The following is an 18246-nucleotide window of genomic DNA, read 5'->3' as shown; positions in this document are numbered from 1 at the left end:
CCAACAGGAGCTCGAATGTCGCCCACTGACAACACGTCCACCCGCGCCTTGGCGGCGCTCGATCGCCTCGTCGCCGCGTTTGCCTCCAACGAGGAGTCCACCTACTTCGGATGCTGTGCCCCGACAGCACGATTCGTGTTTCCAGACACTCCGGAGGTTGCGCTCGGCGTCGAACAGTACGGAACTCTCTGGCGTGGTTGGCGTTCGGAAGGATGGCGCGTCGACAAGTGTGTCAGCACCGAGCGCGATGTGTTGATCGTGGGTGACACCGCCATCGTGACCCACCGGGTGTCGACGACGCTTGGCGACGGAACCGAGCTGAGCGAGCGCGAGACGGTGGTCTTCGACCTCGCGACCTCACCGCATCCGCTCGTCGTGCATGAGCATCTCTCAGCGTGATGACTCCATCCGGTCCAGCCGGGTGTTTTGCCGGTTTTGCCGTGCGGTGCAAACCGCCTCGGTCGACACGTTAGGATTCCTCGTGGATGCGGGTCGGCTGACTCGCGTATCGACTGAACTACTGACGGGCGGCGATCACCATCCCTACACATACGGGTAAGCAGGCCGTCCAAGAAGCGACGGATTCAGGTTGGTTTGAGGCGCTTGCGCGCGGCGGGCATGTGGTGAGCGGTTTGCTGCACCTGCTGATCGCGTACATCGTGCTGAGGCTGGCGTTCGGCGATGCGGGCAATGCAGACCAATCGGGGGCGCTCGGAATCTTTGCGTCGTCAACCGGCGGTCGAATTGCCTTGTGGCTCGCGGTGATCGCCTTCGTGGCGATGGCTCTGTGGCGTATCGCCGAAGTCATCATCGGTCCGCACCCGGCCAATCCGAAGGCCGACGACGGTGACGGTTGGCTCGATCGGGCCAAGGCGGGTGCGCTCGCTGTCGTCTATTTCGCATTCGCCTGGACGGCAGCACAATTCGCGATGGGGCACGGGCAGTCGAGTGGCCAGCAGAACGCCGGCATGAGCGCGAAATTGATGGGCTCGGGCTTCGGGAAGTTCGTGCTCGTCGTAGCAGGCATCGTCATCATTGCTGTTGGGGCGTACCACATCTACAAGGGCGTCACGAGGTCGTTCTTCGACGATCTGACCATCGACAGCAATCCTGTCGTGAATGCCACTGGCATCGTGGGTTATACGGCGAAAGGCCTTGTCCTTGTCGGAGCGGGAGTTCTGGTGATCGTTGCGGCGATCACGGCCGACCCGTCGAAAGCCACCGGCGTCGATGGTGCGGTGAAAACCGTTGCGGGATGGCCTGCCGGGCAGTTCTTCCTCGTGCTGGCGGCGATAGGCCTTGCGGCGTATGGCATCTACTGCTTCGTCATGGCGCGGTACGCGCGCATGTAATGCCCAAGCCCCGACCTCCTCAGGGGAGGCCGGGGCTGGGCGTCGGCGGTGCTATCGCGGAGTGTTGGCGCGAATGCTGTTGATGATCTTGAGGAGTTCGCCGCGCTTGGACGGCGGACCGTCGAACTGGGCGAAGGCGACGCCGTGCTCGCCGTCTGCGGTGCGGAACACGTGGGCGACTGCGACGCGGACCTTGCGGACGCCATTGAGGGTGCCGGATTGCTCTGCGTACCAGGTGGTTTCGTCGACAGCTCGCCACGCTTCACGATCGACACGTAGCTGCGAGGTGGCGCGCTTGACGTCGGTTGTGGTGCACCGGGACTCCGCACACTTCTGGTAGGCCACCAAGCCTCCGGCCGCGGTCGTCTTCGTGGTGTCCTCCTCGAAACACGTTGCTTCGCCGTTGGCCGAGACAACTGACGATCCTGCGCCGCACGACCAGTCGCCGGGAATGCCGAACGTGTACTCGATGCCTGCGAAGTCGTTGGAGATGACGTACGGACGATCCGACGGGCTGAAGTTGCTGCCCTTGACCGGCCCCGCATCGCCGTCGACGCCGCGCATCGGCGCTGACGGGTAACGCCCACCGGTATCGGCGTGGGCGGTCGCCGCGACCCCGGCGGTGGCGAGGAGTGCCGCGATACCTGCGAGCAGGGCAAGAATGGTGCGTCGGATGGCTGTTGTGTGGAGCGGTGTGGTCTTCACGTCGGGGGTCCTCTCGGGTGGCTTCTCGTAAGCAAGTACCGATTGGATGCGGCCGGACACGGAGAATGTTCCGGCCGGGTTTGCGACACCTGACTGGGACACCGAACTGCCACAATGGACCACGATGTCCACCACGATTCCGCCCGTGCCCGCTGACCTGCGCCTCGTCGTCACCGACCTCGACGGCACTCTGCTCGACGACGCCAAGCACATCCCCGACGACCTCTGGCCGCTGCTCGACGAGCTGACCAGCCGCGACATCGTGTTCAGTCCCGCGAGCGGACGCCAGGCAGCGACCCTGCTGCACCAGTTCGGTGAGGCAGTGCCCGGGCTCGTCGTGATCGCCGAGAACGGTGCGGTGGTGGCGCGGCAGAACGAGATCCTGCGGACACAACCGCTTGCCGCGAGCAGCGCCGCCGCGGTCCTCGCCCGCGCACGGTCGCTGCAGTCCGACGGCGCCGACATCGGTGTCGTGCTGTGCAGCCCGGAGGTCGCCTACGTCGAGCGGTCCGATGAGCGGTTCCTCGAACAGATCCGCCCCTACTACTACGCGAACAGAATCGTCGACGACCTCGCCGCCATCGACGCGGAACTGGTCAAGGTGGCGGTCTACGACTTCGACGGAATCGAGGACACCACCGCCCCGGCGATCTCAGGACTGCCGATCGACGCCGAAGCCGTTGTGTCCGGGCAACATTGGCTCGATGTGATGACGCGCGGCGTCGACAAGTCGCAAGCCGTTCGAGCGGTGCAGCGTCGGCTCGGAATCAGTCCGGCGCAGACGATGGTCTTCGGTGACTACCTCAACGACCTCGGGATGCTCGGCACCGCCGACTGGTCGTACGCGGTCGCCAATGCGCACCGAAGTATCCTCGACGCCGCGCGGTACGTCGCGCCGTCGAACACCGACAACGGGGTGGTGCGGACGATCCGCGCCGCACTCGACGCGGCCGGCTCCTGACCGCCCGGAAAACTCAGTCGCCCAGAACACTCAGGGGAACCGCGTAGTCCTACGCATCCGCCGCGCCTGCCGTCGCTGACACCGTTGACGCATGTCGTCCCCCAACGAAGTTCCCCAGACCGCAACCACCGCAGCCTTCTTTCTCCAAGCAGCCATCGCCTTCGCTGTCAGCCTCGCCACCGCGTGTGTCGGCATCCTCTACCTCCCGATCGACCCCTGGCAGCGCGGATTCCTCGCCATCACGCTGTTGTTCCTCACCTCCAGCACCTTCACGCTCGCCAAGGTCGTCCGTGACCGCCAAGAACTCACAACGGTCCGTGCCCGCATCGACGAAGCCCGCGTCGACAAGCTCATCGCCGAACACGACCCCTTCAACCGGGTCGCCGGATAATCCGCACTCCACCCGTCAACAATCCCCCCGACCGCCCCGGCGTCACTCGACTCCGGGGCGGTCTCATGCGTGCCGCCTGCAATTCGACTGTCAGCAACTCGACTGTCAGCATCCCGTCAAGGCTGTTCGACGCCGCGTCAAAGTCTCGTCAAAGACCAGTCAAGACACTTCCCGACGTCGAGCGCGCGGCGTAGCACTATCGGAATGACGACGATGAGTTCACACGGCTCCGAGGGATTGGGTACGGAGCGATTGGGTTCGGGGCGATTGGGTACGGAAACAACGGGTTCCGCGATCATCGACCGGCTCGCCGAGGGGCCTGCGGTGTGGGGATCGTTCAGTGCAGGCGCGGGCCGTTACGGAGTGTGCCGCTACCGCCTGGTTGTCTTCCCACCCGGTATCAGCTCGATGCAGCGTCGACGTCTGCGACTGTGGCGCGGGTGGCCGGTCTGGGGCCTGGTCGCGTGGTTGGCCGTGGCCGTCGGTCTCAGTTCCATCGGCGCGTCGGGTACGACGGTTCTCGCGACGGCCACCGCCGTGCTCGTCGTTTCGGGTGTGGCCGCGCGGCGGACCGCGGGAACTCTGCCGGGTGCCGTACGCACCGTCGACCTCACCACCATTCCGGGATACGACCTCCCCGCAGGGATGCCGACTCCCAAGTCGATCGCCGACACCCTCGCCGAATTGCGGTCCGCTGACCGTCGATTGGAGCGAGGCGTGATCGATCCTGTTGAGCACGAGCTCATCTGGCAGCACGTCTACGACTCCATTCCGCAGCGGCGCCGTCGACTCCCGCGAATGGCACGCCGATGACCCGGGCGATCCGAAACTCATCCCACATCACGCTGTACCGCAGACCAGGAGGAGATCTCATGACCATCGCGATGGAACGTGCCGCGCGGGTCTCGCGTCACCATGTCGCCGTCCGCACGTTCGGGCCGATCAATCCCGATATCGCCGCGGCGTTGGGCGACATGGGAGTGCGCGTCGACGCCGAGCCGTCGCCCGAAGCACGGATCGGACTGATCCTCGTCGACGGAGGTTCGATCAAGAGATCGACATCGCGCTTCGGACTGGACACGCTGGCACGCCCGACGCGAGCGCTGCGCAACGTCGTTGTCTCCTCGCTGACCGACCTCGTGCTCGACACCGACGTCGACCGCGTCCTGGTCGTCTGCACCCCGGGAATCGAGCCGACGGAACCGGTCATCTTCAAGCACTGGTTCGGCCAGGTGTGTGCCGACAGCTGGTATCACCTGACGATGAACGGCGGACTCCCTGCGCCGTCGATCACGTCGAAGTTGTTCTCGAACAGGGCATCATGCGACTACATCGCCAATGCGGTGACGTCGTGGTGTGGCCACGCCGAGCATCGTGCGGAGCCACGGCCGTGGCAGTGACAACGTGGTTGCGCAGTCGGTGGTCGATGAGCTCGACTGCCCGCGATCGGGCTCGGCTGGCAGCGGGTCTGCTGGGAGTGCTCGCACCCGCCGCGGACCCCACGAGCCGGGTCGGCACCCCTCATAAGCACAGTTCTTGATGGGAGAGTAAACCTGAGATCAGGGAGGGGAGTACGCCGATCCGAAAGGCAGTTCACCGATGAAGGCCGTACAGATGGTCAAAGCCGGAGCCGAACCCGAGCTCCGCGACGTTCCGAAGCCCACGCCGGGTCCGGGGCAGGTGCTCGTCAAGGTCACCGCGGCGGGCGCGTGCCACTCCGACGACTTCGTGTTGAACGCGCCGGAAGGCGCATTCCCGTATCCGCTCCCGATGACGCTCGGCCACGAGGGCGTCGGCGTGATCGCCGAACTGGGACAGGGCGTTTCGACGGTCAGCGAGGGCACGGCGGTCGCCATCTACGGCCCGTGGGGATGCGGAGTCTGCCACTTCTGTTCGCAGGGCCTCGAGAACTACTGCTCGCGGGCCGCCGACCTGCAGATCACGCCGCCCGGACTCGGACACGACGGCGCGATGGCCGAGTACGTCGTCGTCGACGACCCGCGGCACCTCGTCCCCATCGGTGACCTCGATCCCGCCACCACGGTTCCGCTCACCGACGCCGGCCTCACGCCCTATCACGCGATCAAGGCGTCGTTGAGCAAGCTTCTCGGCGGCACAACCGCCGTCGTGATCGGCTCAGGCGGCCTGGGGCACGTCGCCATCCAGATGTTGCGGCATCTCACCCCGGCGCGGGTCATCGCGCTCGACGTCACGCAGGAGAAGCTCGATTTCGCCAAGCAGGTCGGTGCGCACGAGGCAGTACTCAGCGACGCCGACGCCGTCGAGAACGTCCGCAAGATCACCGGGAAGGACGGAGCGACAGCCGTTTTCGACTTCGTCGGATATCAGCCGACGATCAACACGGCGATGGGTGTCGTCGGCACGATGGGTGACGTCACGATCGTGGGACTCGGCGACGGAAAAGCAGCCGCGAGTGTTGGCTTCTGGTCACAGCCCTACGAGGTGTCGGTCCGCACGCCCTACTGGGGCGCCCGTGCGGAGCTGATCGAGGTCCTCGACCTCGCGCGCGACGGCGTCCTCGACGTCGCGGTGGAGCGGTTCAGCCTCGACGACGGCGTGGCGGCGTACCGCAAGCTCGCTGCCAACGACCTGCGCGGACGAGCGGTCGTCGTTCCGTAAAGCCTAAGCCTCACTCCAGAGCGATCGTCTGCCACATCTCGACGGTCGCGCCTGCAGCGACGGTGAGGAGATCCGGACCGGCGTTCGCCGTCTCGACGCACACGAACTCGCGCCAGTGCGGCCCGACGTCGGCCATCCCGGAGGCGACGTCGGGCCCCGGGTTCCACACGACGGCGGTGCGCGCGCTATCGCCGGTCACGCGGATGGTCCGGCCAAGACCCGGGTCGACCAGCCGGTAGGTTCCACCCGCATCGGGGTAGAGCCGGTCGCTGCGCGGCACGTCGTCAGGGAGGCGCCAGTCGCCCTCCTGGGTCTTGACCTTCAGGTCGTCGAACTTGTCCTCGTACGACTTACCCGAGAGTCCCTCCACGTGGACGTCGGTGGCATCCGAGACACGCAGGTAGTTGTGCAGCGCCTCGGTGAGCACCGCGGGCTCGTCGGCGAGGTTCGTGGTGCGCACACCGATCTCCAGCGTCGTGCCCACGCGCACGATCAGCTCCAGGCGCAGCGTGAGCTGCTCGAGTCCCTGCGGTGCCAACCGCACCTGCGTCACGTCGTCAGCAAGAACCTCGGTGTCGACGACCTGCCACGTCGCGGTGCGCGCGTAACCGTGCGAGGGCACGTCACCGGTCTGGTTCTCCTTCCCGAAATACGGCCAGCACACGGGAATGCCACCACGGATGGGAGTCGGCGGCCTCGCGGCCAGCGGCGATACCCACAGCACGTCGTCGGCTCCGGTCGGACGGTAGGAGAGCACCTGCCCACCGAAGATCGAGATCGCCGCGGTGGCGTGCGGCGTCGTCACGAGCCACGCGTCGAATCCGAATGCTGTCCCGAGCACGACTCCCTGACTTTCCGATGCAGTCACATCGACAACCTTGGCACAGCAGAAGCGCCTAGGGTGGTCGTCGACACTCGAGGAGGCGCAATGGCGCAGGAGTCATGGCAATTCGGCCCGGCCAACGGGACGCTGATCCTTCACACCGGTGTGACCGGTCCGGCATCGCGAACAGGTCACCGATTGACCATCGAGATGCAGCAGTGGTCGGCGTCAGTCGGTCTCAGCGACGGCGTGCCGTCCGACGTGTCCGCCTCGATCGACGTCGACTCGCTGACCGTCGTCTCCGGTGAGGGCGGGGTCACGCCGCTGACCGGGCCGGAGAAGTCTCTCGCCAGAAGTAATGCGCTCAAGTCGCTCAACGCGTCGAAGTCGCCGACGATCACCTACGACGCCGCGTCGATCACGACCATCGAGGCGGGCTATCGCATAGACGGGACGCTCTCGATCAACGGCAAGCAACGTCAGCATCCGCTCGACGTCGAGGTTGCCGACGCGGACGGGAAGCGCACCGCCACAATCGAAACCACAGTTTCCCACCGCGACTTCGGGCTGAAGCCGTACTCGATGATGATGGGGGCGCTCAAGGTCGACGACGAGGTGCGCGTGACCATCAACGTCGAGCTACCGGCAGATCACTGAGAGTTATTCAGCGCGACCACAGTTCGGCGACCTGCACGTCGCGCCCGAGAATGTTCGACGCCGCTCTGCGTCCCGACTCGAGCGCAGCGGTGACCGTTGCCGGGTCGTCGGTCCACGTGGCCTCGCCCGCCAGATGCACGACGCCCCCGCCCAGCGGTGTCGCCAGCACGTCGTGGTCGGCTGTCGTCGAGCCGACGGTCATGTATGCGTAGGAACCATGCGCGAAAGGGTCATCCTGCCAACGGGTTACGTCGATGCGAGTCGGCTCGGGGACAGCGTCGCCGTAGATTTCGCGCAGCGATTCGAGGACCGATGCCGCGATGTCCTCGTCGCTCCACTCGCGAACCGCGCGAGCGCAGGGGCCGGCGGCGAAGGTGAGCAGCGTCGGCTCGCCGTGAAGTGCGGAGAGGTCGTACCAGGAGTGCCACCACTTGGCGGCCGGTCCCTGTCGGCGAATCGCATACACCCCGTCATCCCAGAACTTCGATTCGAACCGCAGGAACACCTTCTCGAACGCATTCATCTCCAGCCGATCCAACGCTCCCGCAACAGGTTCCGATAGTGGCGGATCAAAGGTCAGCGTGCCGGACTTGAGAACACCGACGGGTACCGTCACGACGACGCGTGCGGCCGACGTCTCCTTGCACGCGGCATCGATCACGGTGACACCGTTCTCGTCCCAATGGATCTGAGCGACAGAACGATTGAGTGTCACCGAGAGCCCGTCTGCCAGGTGGGTGGCCAGCTGGTCGTAGCCGTCGGGAAACACGACTTCGTCGCCATCCGTCTCGTCGTCGTCGAGTCCGTGGGCATCGAGCTCGTCGATCCACACGCCGTACTGTTCTTCGGTGCGGTGACGCGCGAACTCTCGAACACGTTGTGCTCGTGCGTCATCCCAACCGAGAGCGGTGAGCGTCGTTTCCGTCGCCTCGCCGTACGACACCCCGGCGCCGATCGTTGCGACGAACTTCGACAGTGCGTCGTCGAAGGCATGCACGTCGGCAGCGAAGGCGGCAACGGCGTCGTCGTCGAGTCGTCTGCCGTCAGGGTCGTAGTAGGCGATCGGCCGACTGTCGGGTTGGTAACTGCCAACCGTGAATTCGACGGTGCGCATGCCGAAGGCCTCGGTGACGGCGTGCAGCGGGGCGTCGTTGATTCCGTGAATCCACGAGGCGCCACGATCGGTCACCGTGCCACCCGATCGGTCGCTGTGCACGCGTCCGCCGATCCGGTCACGCGCTTCGAGAACAGTGACCCGCCGACCGGCGCGGGTGAGTAGTCGGGCTGCGGTCAAGCCCGCGATCCCCGCCCCGACGACGACGGTGTCGTAGTCGAGTGGCGATCCGGCCCGTGAGGTCTCCATGAGATCGGTCTACACCGCGACGCGAGGTGGGGCCACCGCAGCGTCGACCGAGTTATTGACATCCCGCCAACGAGCCTCGATGATTGTTGGCGCGACGCCAAATAGAGTGAGGACGACGATGACCGGTACCCCGAAACCAGACACCCTGTGCACGCACTTTCAGCGCCGTGTGGTCGACCATGCGGATCGGGTGGCCATCCGCACCGCTGACGGCACGACGTCGTTGACCTGGGCGCAGTACGGGCGGCGCGTGCGCGAGGTGGCTGCAGGTCTCGCCGCACTCGGGGTCACACGCGGCGACACCGTCGGCATCATGCTCACCAACCGACCCGAGTTCCACATTGTCGACGCCGCGGCGATGCACCTCGGCGCTGTGACCTTCTCGGTCTACAACACCAACGCCGCCCCGCAGATCGCCTACCTCTTCCACAACGCCGAGCCGTCGGTCGTCATCACCGAGACGCAGTTCCTCGAGAGGGTCGTCGAGGCGGGGGACGGCTCCGCCGCCGTCGTGGTCGTCGACGCGCCGAATGGAACCGCGGGCGTCACGACCCTCGCCGAACTGATCGCCGCGCCCGCACCGGCCGACTTCGACTTCGACGCCGCGTACCAGCGGGTCGAACGCTCAGACGTGCTCACGCTGATTTACACGAGCGGCACCACCGGCAACCCCAAGGGCGTCGAACTCACGCACGCCAACCTGCTCTACCAACTCGAGGTGATCACCGATGTGATCGGCGACCTGTCTGACGGCCGCGTCATCTCGTACCTGCCCGACGCTCACCTCATCAACCGGTGGATCTGCCAGTACGCACCCATGTACTTCGGCATCACGGTCACCGACCTCCCCGACACGAAGCAACTCGTCGGGACGCTTGGTCAGGTCCACCCGACGTTCTTCGTCGCCGTTCCCATGCTCTGGTACAAGATCAAGGGCAGCATCGAGACGACGCTCGACGCCGAGCCGGGAATCAAAGGCGCACTGGCCACGTGGGCTCTCGCGGCAGGCAAGAAGAAGGCTGCGGCGACGGTCGGCGGACGGCGACTCGGCCTGCGCGACACCATCGCCGCGGCGATCGCCGACAAGCTGGTGCTGTCGAAGCTACGTGCAAAGCTCGGCATGGATTCGCTCGTCGCCGCCGTCTCCGGCGCCGCACCGGTCGACGTGGCGGCGCTCGAATTCATGCTCGCACTGGGCATCCCGGTGATGGAGGCGTGGGGCATGTCGGAGACGTCCGCGGTCACCACGGTCAACCCGGTCGCCCGACCGCGCTACGGAAGCGTCGGTACGGCAATTCCGGGCACCGAGGTGACACTCGCGTCCGACGGTGAGGTGATGGTGCGCGGCGGAGGCGTGATGCGCGGCTACCGCAACGATCCAGAGCGAACCGGCCAGACACTCGACGCCGACGGCTGGGTGCACACCGGTGACATAGGGACGCTCGACGCCGACGGCTTCCTGACGATCGTTGACCGCAAGAAGGAGTTGATCATCAACTCCGGCGGAAAGAACATGTCACCGTCGAATATCGAGGGCGCGCTCACCGCGGCCAGTCCACTGATCGGCAGCGTCGTCGCCATCGGCGACAATCGCCCGTACGTGTCGGCCTTGATCACCCTCGACCCCGATGCGGTGGCAGCTTTCGGTCAGAAGGCCGGCATCGTCGACGTCCGACCAGAAGTGCTCGCACTGCACCCGACGATCCTGGGCATGATTGAAACTGCAGTGGCGCAGGCCAACTCGCGCCTGAGCCGCGTCGAACACATCCGCGCGTGGCAGGTGTTGCCGACGTACTGGGCCCCGGGTGGCGACGAGCTCACGCCGACGATGAAGCTCAAGCGTTCACCGATCGCCAAAAAGTATGCCGACGAGATCGACGCGCTCTATCAGCGCTGAACGCGCTCCCGACCAGCACCACGAAGGCAGACCACGATGACAAACGATCTGACAACCGAACTCGCCGACCTCACTGCGCTCGCCCGCGAGTTCTTCACCAAAGAGGTTGCGCCACGCCACGAGGAGTTCGCGGCGGCCGGTCAACCCGACCGTGCGCTCTACCGTCGCGCGGGCGAACTCGGTCTGCTCGGCATGTCGATCCCCGAGGAATACGGCGGTGGCGGAGCGACATTCGCGCACGAGGCCGTACTCTTCCGCGAGCAGGCCCGCGGCGCCGACCTTTCCATGCAACTCGGTGTGCACTCCGGGATCGTTCCCCACTACCTGCTCTCGTACGCGAACGAGGAACAGAAGAAGCGGTGGATTCCCAAGCTCGTCTCGGGTGAGTGGATCGGTGCCATCGCCATGACCGAGCCGGGAACCGGGTCGGATCTGCAGGCCATCAGCACACGCGCGGTGCGCGACGGTGACGAGTATGCCATCACGGGCGCAAAGACTTTCATCTCCAACGGCGCAACCTGCGACCTGCTGATCATCGCGGCCAAGACCGACCCGGAGCTCGGCGCCAAGGGCTTGTCACTGCTCGTTGCCGAAGTAGGCGACAACCCAGCGGGTTTCGAGCGTGGACGCAAGCTCAAGAAGATCGGCCAGAAGGGACAGGACACCACGGAGCTCTTCTTCAACGGCCTGCGCGTGCCCGCGACGCATCTGCTCGGCGGCACGGAGGGGACCGGCTTCGTCCAACTGATGCAGCAACTCCCGCAGGAGCGACTGATCGTCGGCGTCGCTGCGCTCGGCGTCGTCGAAGCAGCGTACGAGCTGACGCTCGAGTACGTGCGTGAGCGCCACGCCTTCGGCAAACCGCTGTTCGCACTGCAGAATACGCGGTTCGAGCTCGCCGACATCGCCACCACCGTCGAGGTGATGCGCGCCTTCGTCAACGATGCCATCGACAAGCACGTGCGTGGCGAACTCGACGTCAAGGGCGCCGCCATGATCAAACTGTGGTGCTCGGAGCAGCAGACGCAGGTCGTCGACCGGTGCCTGCAGTTGCACGGCGGCTACGGCTACATGGAGGAGTACCCGATCGCGCGGCTCTTTGTCGACGGTCGCATCGCGAAGATCTACGCGGGAGCCAACGAGGTCATGAAAGACCTCATCGCGCGCAGTCTCTGACTCTGCAGTCTCTAGCTCGGCCGCGATCTGATTCACACACTCACAAAGGCGAAACCCTTGACCGACTTGACCACTCACATGTCCGGCATCATCGGCTGGGACGTCGACGCGGACGGCATCGTCACGGTCACCATCGACGACAAGACCCAGTCGACCAACACGATGACCGACGACATGGCCGCGGCTCTGCGCAGCTCCGTCGAACGCCTTGAGCATGAGAAGGATTCGATCACCGGCGTGATCATCGCGTCGGGCAAGGACACGTTCTTCGCGGGCGGCGACCTCAACCTGCTGATGACCGCGGGCCCCGATGACATCGAAGCCATCTCGGCAGGGCTCGACCATTACAAGGAGACGTTCCGCAGACTCGAAACCCTGGGTAGGCCTGTGGTCGCGGCGATCAACGGCACAGCACTCGGAGGCGGATTCGAGGTCGCGTTGGCGGCGCATCGTCGAATTGCATTGGACGCCAGAGGAAGCCTGCTCGGCCTCCCCGAGGTCACGTTCGGGGTGCTGCCCGGCGCCGGTGGTGTGACACGCGTCGTGCGCATGCTCGGGGTGGTCGACGCGATGCTCAACGTGGTGGGCCAGGGGCAGCGGATGAAGCCGCGCAAGGCATTACAGGTCGGGGTGATTGACGAGGTCGTCTCAACCCGAGAAGAGATGTTCGACGCCGCACGCACCTGGATCAAAGCCAACCCCGACGCCGCGCAACCGTGGGACCGCAAGGGATTTCGCATTCCGGGTGGCACGCCGTCGTCGCCCGCACTTGCGGCCAACCTGCCCGCATTCCCCGCGACACTGCGCAAGCAACTCAAGGGCTCGCCGATGAACGCCCCGATCTCGGTGCTGGCCGCCGCAGTCGAGGGCGCGTCGGTCGACATCGACACCGCCTTCACCACCGAGACGCGCTACTGCGCGCGACTGATCTGTGGTCAGATCTCGGCCAATATGATCAAGGCCCTCTTCTTCGACCTGGGCAAGGTCAACAAGGGAACCGCCCGCCCCGCCGACGTTCCGGTACGCAAGGCCACCAAGGTCGCCGTCCTCGGCGCGGGCATGATGGGCGCGGCTATCGCGTATGTCACCGCGCAGGCAGGAGTCGACGTCGTGCTGCGCGACGTCACGATCGAAGGCGCGAAACGCGGCAAGGACTACTCCCGGCGAATCCTCGACGCCAAGGTCGCCAAGGGCCGCCTCGACGAGGAGAGTCGCGATCGAGTCCTCAACCGAATCCTGGCCACCGACAACATCTCCGACGTCAAGGGTGCCGACCTCGTCGTCGAGGCCGTGTTCGAAGATGTCGAACTCAAGAAGAAGGTTCTCGCCGAGGTCGAAGGCTACGTCGCCGACGATGCCCTGCTCGCGTCGAACACCTCGGCACTGCCCATCGCCGAGATGGCAGGTGCGGTGACCCGACCTTCCGACGTGATCGGCCTGCACTTCTTCTCACCGGTCGACAAGATGCCGCTCGTCGAGATCGTCGTCGGACCGCAGACCTCAGACGAATCACTCGCTCGTGCACTGGATTTCACGAAGCAGATCCGCAAGACGCCCATCGTCGTGCAGGACACGTACGGCTTCTACGCCAATCGGGTCATCGCGAAGTTCGTCGACGAGGCGCTCTCGCTCGTGGCCGAGGGCATGCATCCCGCCAGCGCCGAACAAGCTGCGCTGCAGGCGGGTTTCCCGGCCGGCGCGTTGACTTTGTTCGACGAGATCAACATGAAGACCATCGCGAAGATCCGTGCGGGATTCATCGCCGACGCCGCTGCGCGGGGCGTCGAATTCGTACCCAGTGCGTCGTATCCGTTGGTGGACAGGATGCTCGAGGAGTTCGATCGCCCGGGTCGCCTGGAAGGCCGCGGGTTCTACGACTACGACGGTCCCGGTGGAAAGCGACTGGGACTGTGGCCACACCTCGCGGAGCTCTACACGAGGTCCGACGTCGAGATCCCGTTCGAGGATGCGAAAGAACGGATGCTCGTCGCCGCGGCACTGGAGGCGTTCGCCTGCTACGACGAGGGCACCATCGGGTCGGTGGCCGAGGCCAACGTCGGCTCGATCATGGGTATCGGGTATCCGGCGTGGACCGGCGGTGCGCTGCAGTACATCAATCAGTATCCGGGCGGGATGGGCGGATTCGTTGCGCGCGCAGACGAGCTCCGTGCGCGCTACGGCGACAGATTCGTCGTCAGTGAGGCTCTGCGCGCCCGTGCGGCAGACGGCAGCGAGCTTGTGTGACAACATCACACACTGTGACCACCGCAGATGAACCGCGTTGGCGCAGACTCGGCCCCGACGCCAGGCGCAATGAAATCCTGGCTGTCGCCATCCGGATGTTCGGTGAGCAGCCCTACGCGACGGTGCAGATGGCCGAGCTCGCCCGTGAGGCCGGAGTGGCGCGCGGGCTGCTGAACCACTATTTCGGCACCAAGCGCGACCTCTACGTCGAAGTCGTGCGTGCCATGATGATCGTGCCCGAGATCGACACGGTGAATCTGCCGGGCGGCACCCTGCGCGAGCGGGTCGAGGCCTCGGTCGACTGGCTGATGACCGTCCTCGACACCCACGGAAAGACGTGGCTGGCCGTCGGCGTGGAGGGGATCGGCGACGACCCGCAGATCGCGGCGATCCTCAACGAGGCCGACGATCGCGCGGCCCAACGCGTGCTCGACGCTATCGGTTTCGACGGGTCGGGCAGCGAGCACCAGGTGGCGCTCGCCGTGTTCCGGAGCTGGGGCGGCATGATGAAGGCCACCGCCCGTGAATGGGTCGATCGAAAGACGCTCTCCCGCAAGCAGGCTCGCACGATTCTCGTCGAGACGCTCGTCCCGCTCGCCGAGCGGGTCATGTCGGGTTCTGTCTGAACTCGCAATCGGCGGGGGAGCGGTCGGTTACGTGGCTGTGCCGGGTGATCCTCGTGGATTGTGAACCTAGCTAGACTAGATGCTGAAAAGACATCGACTATCGACGGTTAGGCTCTGGCTGGTGGGCATTGTACGAGGGTGGCGACGGTGAGCTCGTCTGTCGTCGGGAATCCACACTGGCGGAGTGTTGATCCGCCGAAGCTGTCACCGATCCTGGTGCACGCTTTGGATGCGTTCTATGAGAACGGCTTCCATGGAACCTCGGTGCGAGAAATTGCTCAGCGGGTAGGCGTGACGATCCCGGCTCTGTACTACCACCACGGTAGTAAGGAGGGTATTTTGCTCGCCCTCCTGGAGTACTCCACGAGCGATGTTCTGGCTCGCGCTCACTCCGCGAAAGCGGATGGGCGCGATGATCCGGCGCAACAATTATCCAATGTCATCGAGGCAATTGTCCTCCGCATGACCACGCGTTCCCGGCTGGCGGCACTCGAAGGTGAGGTTCGATACCTCAGTCCGGAGAACCTCCTCCGGTATCGAGTCGTCCGCAAAGGAATCGAAGAGCTCGTACTCGGCATTATCGAGGATGGGAACGAGCGAGGAATTTTCTACACGGCAGACCCCGCTGAATCCGCCCGCGCCGTCCTGGCTATGTGCCAGTCGATCCCACGGTGGTACCACGCTGAGGGGAACATGGCGCCGGAGGTCGTTGCCGCCAAGTACTCAGAAATTGCCCTGACAGCTGTTGGCTATGTTTCTGCGGCAGCCAAACCACGTAAGCGAGCACCCTCGACGCCTACGTAGCCGTCACTGAACCCAAGCGCGGCAGTTCGCATTCACCGTCACTCGTCGAAACGTGGAGACTAACTCGTCGAGACTTGTTGGGCGTACTGGTTGCGCAGTTCACGCTTCAGGATCTTGCCCGTTGCTCCCAGCGGAAGGGCATTCGCGATGTCGATCGACTTGGGACATTTGTAGCCGGCGAGACGATCGCGAGCGAACGCCATCAGGTCGAGAGGCTCGATCATCTGTCCGGGTGCGGCGATGACCACGGCTTTGACTGCTTCTCCCCACACCGGATCAGGAACACCGATGACGGCTACTTGGGAGACACCTGGGTAATCGGCGATGACCGACTCGACTTCGATCGGATAGACGTTCTCCCCGCCGGTGATGATCATGTCCTTGATCCGGTCGGTGATGAAGAGATAGCCGTCCTGATCGAATCGTCCTACATCACCGGTGTGAAACCAACCGTCGTTGTCGATCGCCTTCGCGGTTTCCTCGGGTCGGTGAAAGTAGCCGACAGTGTTCTGCGGGGACCGCACACAAATCTCTCCGGATTCGTCGATATCCGCAGGCTCCGTCGAATATGGACGCACTATTCGTAGCTCCACCCACGGGTACGGTTTTCCGACGGAGCGCAGAAGGTGCACTCGGTCACCCGCGGTGGTGTGGTCATCGGCGTCGAGCTGGGTAATGGCGCCGTGGGTCTCGGTGAGTCCGTACACCTGGAACAGTGGCCGTCCGAAAGTGGCCAGCGCGCGCTTGAGTAACGCCGGGGTGATCGGTGAGGAGCCGTAGGCGATCGAGCGCAACGCCGTGAAGTCTCGTGTCGCTGCGCCGGGAACCTCCACCATCATTCCGATTACCGATGGAACCAGGAAGGTGTTGGTAATGCGGTATTGCTCGAAGGTGTCGAGTAGCGACTCCGGGGTGAAATCGCGCACGATGATGTTGTGGGCGCCGTAAGCAATGCCGACGAGCGCAAATCCAAGGCCGCCGATGTGGAACAGTGGCATCGCACACAAACTCACCGAGGAGGAGTCGAATCCCCACGGGCCGCCGGAACGAGTACAGGCACCGAGATTCCTGTTGGAGCTGAGCACACCCTTCGGTTTGGCGGTGGTGCCTGAGGTATAGAGCTGGAGCACGATGTCGTCGTCGTCGCCCACCCACCCGGGATCGGTGTCGTCAGCGGCGGCGATGAGGGCCTCGTAGTCGCTGTCTTCCTCACCGTCGATGACCACGAACTGGGTGAGCGAGGGTACCTGGGTTCGCAGCTGAGCTACCGTATCGCCGAAAGTGCTGTCGTAGAACAAGATTTGAGCTTCGCAGTCGTCGAGGACTTCGGCGAGTTCGCCCGCCGTGAGCCGCAGTTGACGGGAACGGTGACCGCGCCAACCTTGGCGCTCGCGAACAGTACTTCGACCACCTGCACTGAACTGCGGTCCAGGACAGCCACTCGAGATTGAGGGCCGATCCCGCGCTGCGCAAGCACGTTGGCGAGACGGTTGGTGCGCTGATCGAGTTCGCCGTAGGTCAGTGAACTCCCGCGACCGGTCAGGGCAGGAGCGTCGGGGCGTTCGAGTGCATGGCGACGGGGTTCGTCAGCGAGGCGGTAGGTCATCGGATGGTGTGTCCTTGCTTCTCGTCACTCGTGGTCTTGTGTTGCACGGTCTTGTGCTGCACGGGACAGGTTTTGGGGAAGGTTCCGAGTTGGTCGACTTGGTATCCGTCGGGGTAACTGCGGATGTTGGGAAGGTCGCGGGCGAACTTGGGGGTGCTGCGAGGCGGGAAGAAGCGGAGGATGCGGGCGCGAACCTTGAGTGCGCCGATTGACAGGATCCGTTCGATGCGGGCGGGACGGCGGTAATGGAACGCGTCCAGGAGGGGGTCGTCCATCAGAGCCCAGGCGAAGTGCTTGACCGCGACGGCGGGGGCGAAATTGTTTGGGGGGAACGTGCATAGCAGGTTCAGTGTGGAGTCGGCGACAGCTCGAGCGCCGGCGTCGTACCTGAAGTGCGCGCGCTCGTAGGCATCCATGAACAGGGCGAAGTCGTCCCAGGTGACGGGGATCTGCTTGATTCCCATGTACCGGCCGAGTTCGCGGTAGTAGTTGGTCGAACCTGCGATTTCGTTGGCAGTGAGTTTGCGCCAGCCGTACTGGTCTATCCAGCGGACGGGGGTGACTATGAAGGTGGCCAGGACGTAGAGCATGTCGTCGTTGCTGATGTCGTAGGCGCCGTGCATTTGGTTCATCCGGCGAATGCCGGAGCGTCCCTCGGTGCTTGTGATGCCGTGTTCGAGGACGGCGTCGAGGATCAGGCCGGTGTCGTCGTAGCGTTTTTGCGTTCTGCTGGTGAACTCGTCGGTTCCGAACAACAAGCTGCCGACGGACGGCACGGCGTAGGTGCGAAACAGCGCGAAGCTGAGCGCCTGGTTGATGTCCCAGGGAAATTCCTGTGTCGCGAGAATGCGATAGATCTCCTCGTATTGCGTGTCGGGATCGAGGTGATCGGTGCGGTGACGCAGTTCGTAGCGCTTCATCTGGTGTTCTCCATTGGACGACGGCACGACGCCGGATGTGTGACCGGCAACACACGCTAGCTTAGCGATCGATAACTACGC

The 18246-nt window shown here is 64.6% G+C and carries 18 protein-coding genes and 1 pseudogene; 13 read left to right on the top strand and 6 right to left on the bottom strand.

Annotated features, from left to right (window positions below; translation table 11 throughout):
• Positions 1–15 precede the first annotated feature (15 nt).
• The gene (locus RND64_RS22270) at positions 16–399 is read left to right on the top strand and encodes a YybH family protein (protein WP_049699314.1); all 384 of its coding nucleotides are present in this window, start codon (positions 16–18) and stop codon (positions 397–399) included.
• A 221-nt stretch (positions 400–620) separates the two neighbouring features.
• Positions 621–1352 (top strand): DUF1206 domain-containing protein, encoded by a 732-nt coding sequence (locus tag RND64_RS22265; protein WP_049699315.1) that lies wholly within the window; start codon positions 621–623, stop codon positions 1350–1352.
• Between the two features lie 51 nt (positions 1353–1403).
• Here RND64_RS22265 and RND64_RS22260 read toward each other — a convergent pair whose 3' ends face one another.
• A complete protein-coding gene (locus RND64_RS22260; protein ID WP_049699316.1) occupies positions 1404–2057 on the bottom strand; it encodes a hypothetical protein in 654 nt (217 codons plus the stop codon).
• 124 nt (positions 2058–2181) lie between these two features.
• Between RND64_RS22260 and RND64_RS22255 the strand changes: the two genes are divergently transcribed.
• The 5 genes from RND64_RS22255 to RND64_RS22235 all read left to right on the top strand — a co-directional run bounded on the left by RND64_RS22255 (position 2182) and on the right by RND64_RS22235 (position 6049).
• The gene (locus tag RND64_RS22255; protein ID WP_049699476.1) at positions 2182–3018 is read left to right on the top strand and encodes a Cof-type HAD-IIB family hydrolase; all 837 of its coding nucleotides are present in this window, start codon (positions 2182–2184) and stop codon (positions 3016–3018) included.
• A gap of 91 nt (positions 3019–3109) precedes the next feature.
• On the top strand, positions 3110–3409 hold the full coding sequence (locus RND64_RS22250; protein WP_049699317.1) for a YiaA/YiaB family inner membrane protein: 300 nt from the start codon (positions 3110–3112) through the stop codon (positions 3407–3409).
• A 213-nt stretch (positions 3410–3622) separates the two neighbouring features.
• On the top strand, positions 3623–4222 hold the full coding sequence (locus RND64_RS22245) for a DUF6611 family protein (protein ID WP_049699477.1): 600 nt from the start codon (positions 3623–3625) through the stop codon (positions 4220–4222).
• Between the two features lie 59 nt (positions 4223–4281).
• Entirely contained in the window at positions 4282–4809 is a 528-nt protein-coding gene (locus RND64_RS22240) for a hypothetical protein (protein WP_152930085.1), read from the top strand.
• A 199-nt stretch (positions 4810–5008) separates the two neighbouring features.
• The gene (locus RND64_RS22235; RefSeq protein ID WP_049699319.1) at positions 5009–6049 is read left to right on the top strand and encodes an NAD(P)-dependent alcohol dehydrogenase; all 1041 of its coding nucleotides are present in this window, start codon (positions 5009–5011) and stop codon (positions 6047–6049) included.
• Between the two features lie 10 nt (positions 6050–6059).
• Here the strand turns inward: RND64_RS22235 and RND64_RS22230 are convergent, their stop codons facing one another.
• On the bottom strand, positions 6060–6917 hold the full coding sequence (locus RND64_RS22230) for a D-hexose-6-phosphate mutarotase (RefSeq protein ID WP_049699320.1): 858 nt from the start codon (positions 6915–6917) through the stop codon (positions 6060–6062).
• A gap of 60 nt (positions 6918–6977) precedes the next feature.
• Here RND64_RS22230 and RND64_RS22225 point away from each other — a divergent pair, with 60 nt between their 5' ends.
• Positions 6978–7529 carry a YceI family protein gene (locus tag RND64_RS22225; RefSeq protein ID WP_049699321.1) on the top strand — a complete coding sequence of 184 codons (552 nt, stop codon included), beginning with the start codon at positions 6978–6980 and terminating at the stop codon, positions 7527–7529.
• A 7-nt stretch (positions 7530–7536) separates the two neighbouring features.
• On the opposite strand, the gene RND64_RS22220 is transcribed toward RND64_RS22225, so the two are convergent.
• Positions 7537–8892: a flavin monoamine oxidase family protein gene (locus tag RND64_RS22220; RefSeq protein WP_049699322.1), complete on the bottom strand. Its 1356-nt coding sequence runs from the start codon at positions 8890–8892 to the stop codon at positions 7537–7539.
• Positions 8893–9010: 118 nt separating this feature from the next.
• Between RND64_RS22220 and RND64_RS22215 the strand changes: the two genes are divergently transcribed.
• The 5 genes from RND64_RS22215 (at position 9011) to RND64_RS22195 (ending at position 15639) form a co-directional block, all read left to right on the top strand.
• Positions 9011–10789, top strand: a complete 1779-nt coding sequence (locus RND64_RS22215; RefSeq protein WP_049699323.1) for an AMP-dependent synthetase/ligase — start codon at positions 9011–9013, stop codon at positions 10787–10789.
• A gap of 36 nt (positions 10790–10825) precedes the next feature.
• Entirely contained in the window at positions 10826–11965 is a 1140-nt protein-coding gene (locus RND64_RS22210; protein ID WP_049699324.1) for an acyl-CoA dehydrogenase family protein, read from the top strand.
• 78 nt (positions 11966–12043) lie between these two features.
• Complete coding sequence (locus RND64_RS22205) at positions 12044–14209, top strand: 3-hydroxyacyl-CoA dehydrogenase NAD-binding domain-containing protein (RefSeq protein ID WP_049699325.1); 2166 nt, start codon at positions 12044–12046, stop codon at positions 14207–14209.
• 14 nt (positions 14210–14223) lie between these two features.
• A complete protein-coding gene (locus tag RND64_RS22200) occupies positions 14224–14835 on the top strand; it encodes a TetR/AcrR family transcriptional regulator (protein WP_331436313.1) in 612 nt (203 codons plus the stop codon).
• Between the two features lie 138 nt (positions 14836–14973).
• Complete coding sequence (locus RND64_RS22195) at positions 14974–15639, top strand: TetR/AcrR family transcriptional regulator (RefSeq protein WP_049699327.1); 666 nt, start codon at positions 14974–14976, stop codon at positions 15637–15639.
• A 59-nt stretch (positions 15640–15698) separates the two neighbouring features.
• On the opposite strand, the gene RND64_RS22190 is transcribed toward RND64_RS22195, so the two are convergent.
• The 3 genes and pseudogenes from RND64_RS22190 to RND64_RS22180 form a co-directional block, all read right to left on the bottom strand.
• Positions 15699–16016: an AMP-binding enzyme gene (locus RND64_RS22190; protein WP_270486645.1), complete on the bottom strand. Its 318-nt coding sequence runs from the start codon at positions 16014–16016 to the stop codon at positions 15699–15701.
• 174 nt (positions 16017–16190) lie between these two features.
• Positions 16191–17245 (bottom strand): annotated as a pseudogene (locus RND64_RS22185) (AMP-binding protein); the annotation flags it as partial.
• Positions 17242–18165 (bottom strand): oxygenase MpaB family protein, encoded by a 924-nt coding sequence (locus RND64_RS22180; RefSeq protein ID WP_270486367.1) that lies wholly within the window; start codon positions 18163–18165, stop codon positions 17242–17244. The gene RND64_RS22180 and the pseudogene RND64_RS22185, both read right to left, overlap by 4 nt.
• Positions 18166–18246: the final 81 nt, after the last annotated feature.

The sequence above is a fragment of the Gordonia sp. w5E2 genome, from assembly GCF_036540975.1.
Classification (GTDB): domain Bacteria; phylum Actinomycetota; class Actinomycetes; order Mycobacteriales; family Mycobacteriaceae; genus Gordonia; species Gordonia jacobaea.
Note: the sequence above shows the minus strand (reverse complement) of the source record. Positions and strands in the feature narration are given on the sequence as shown.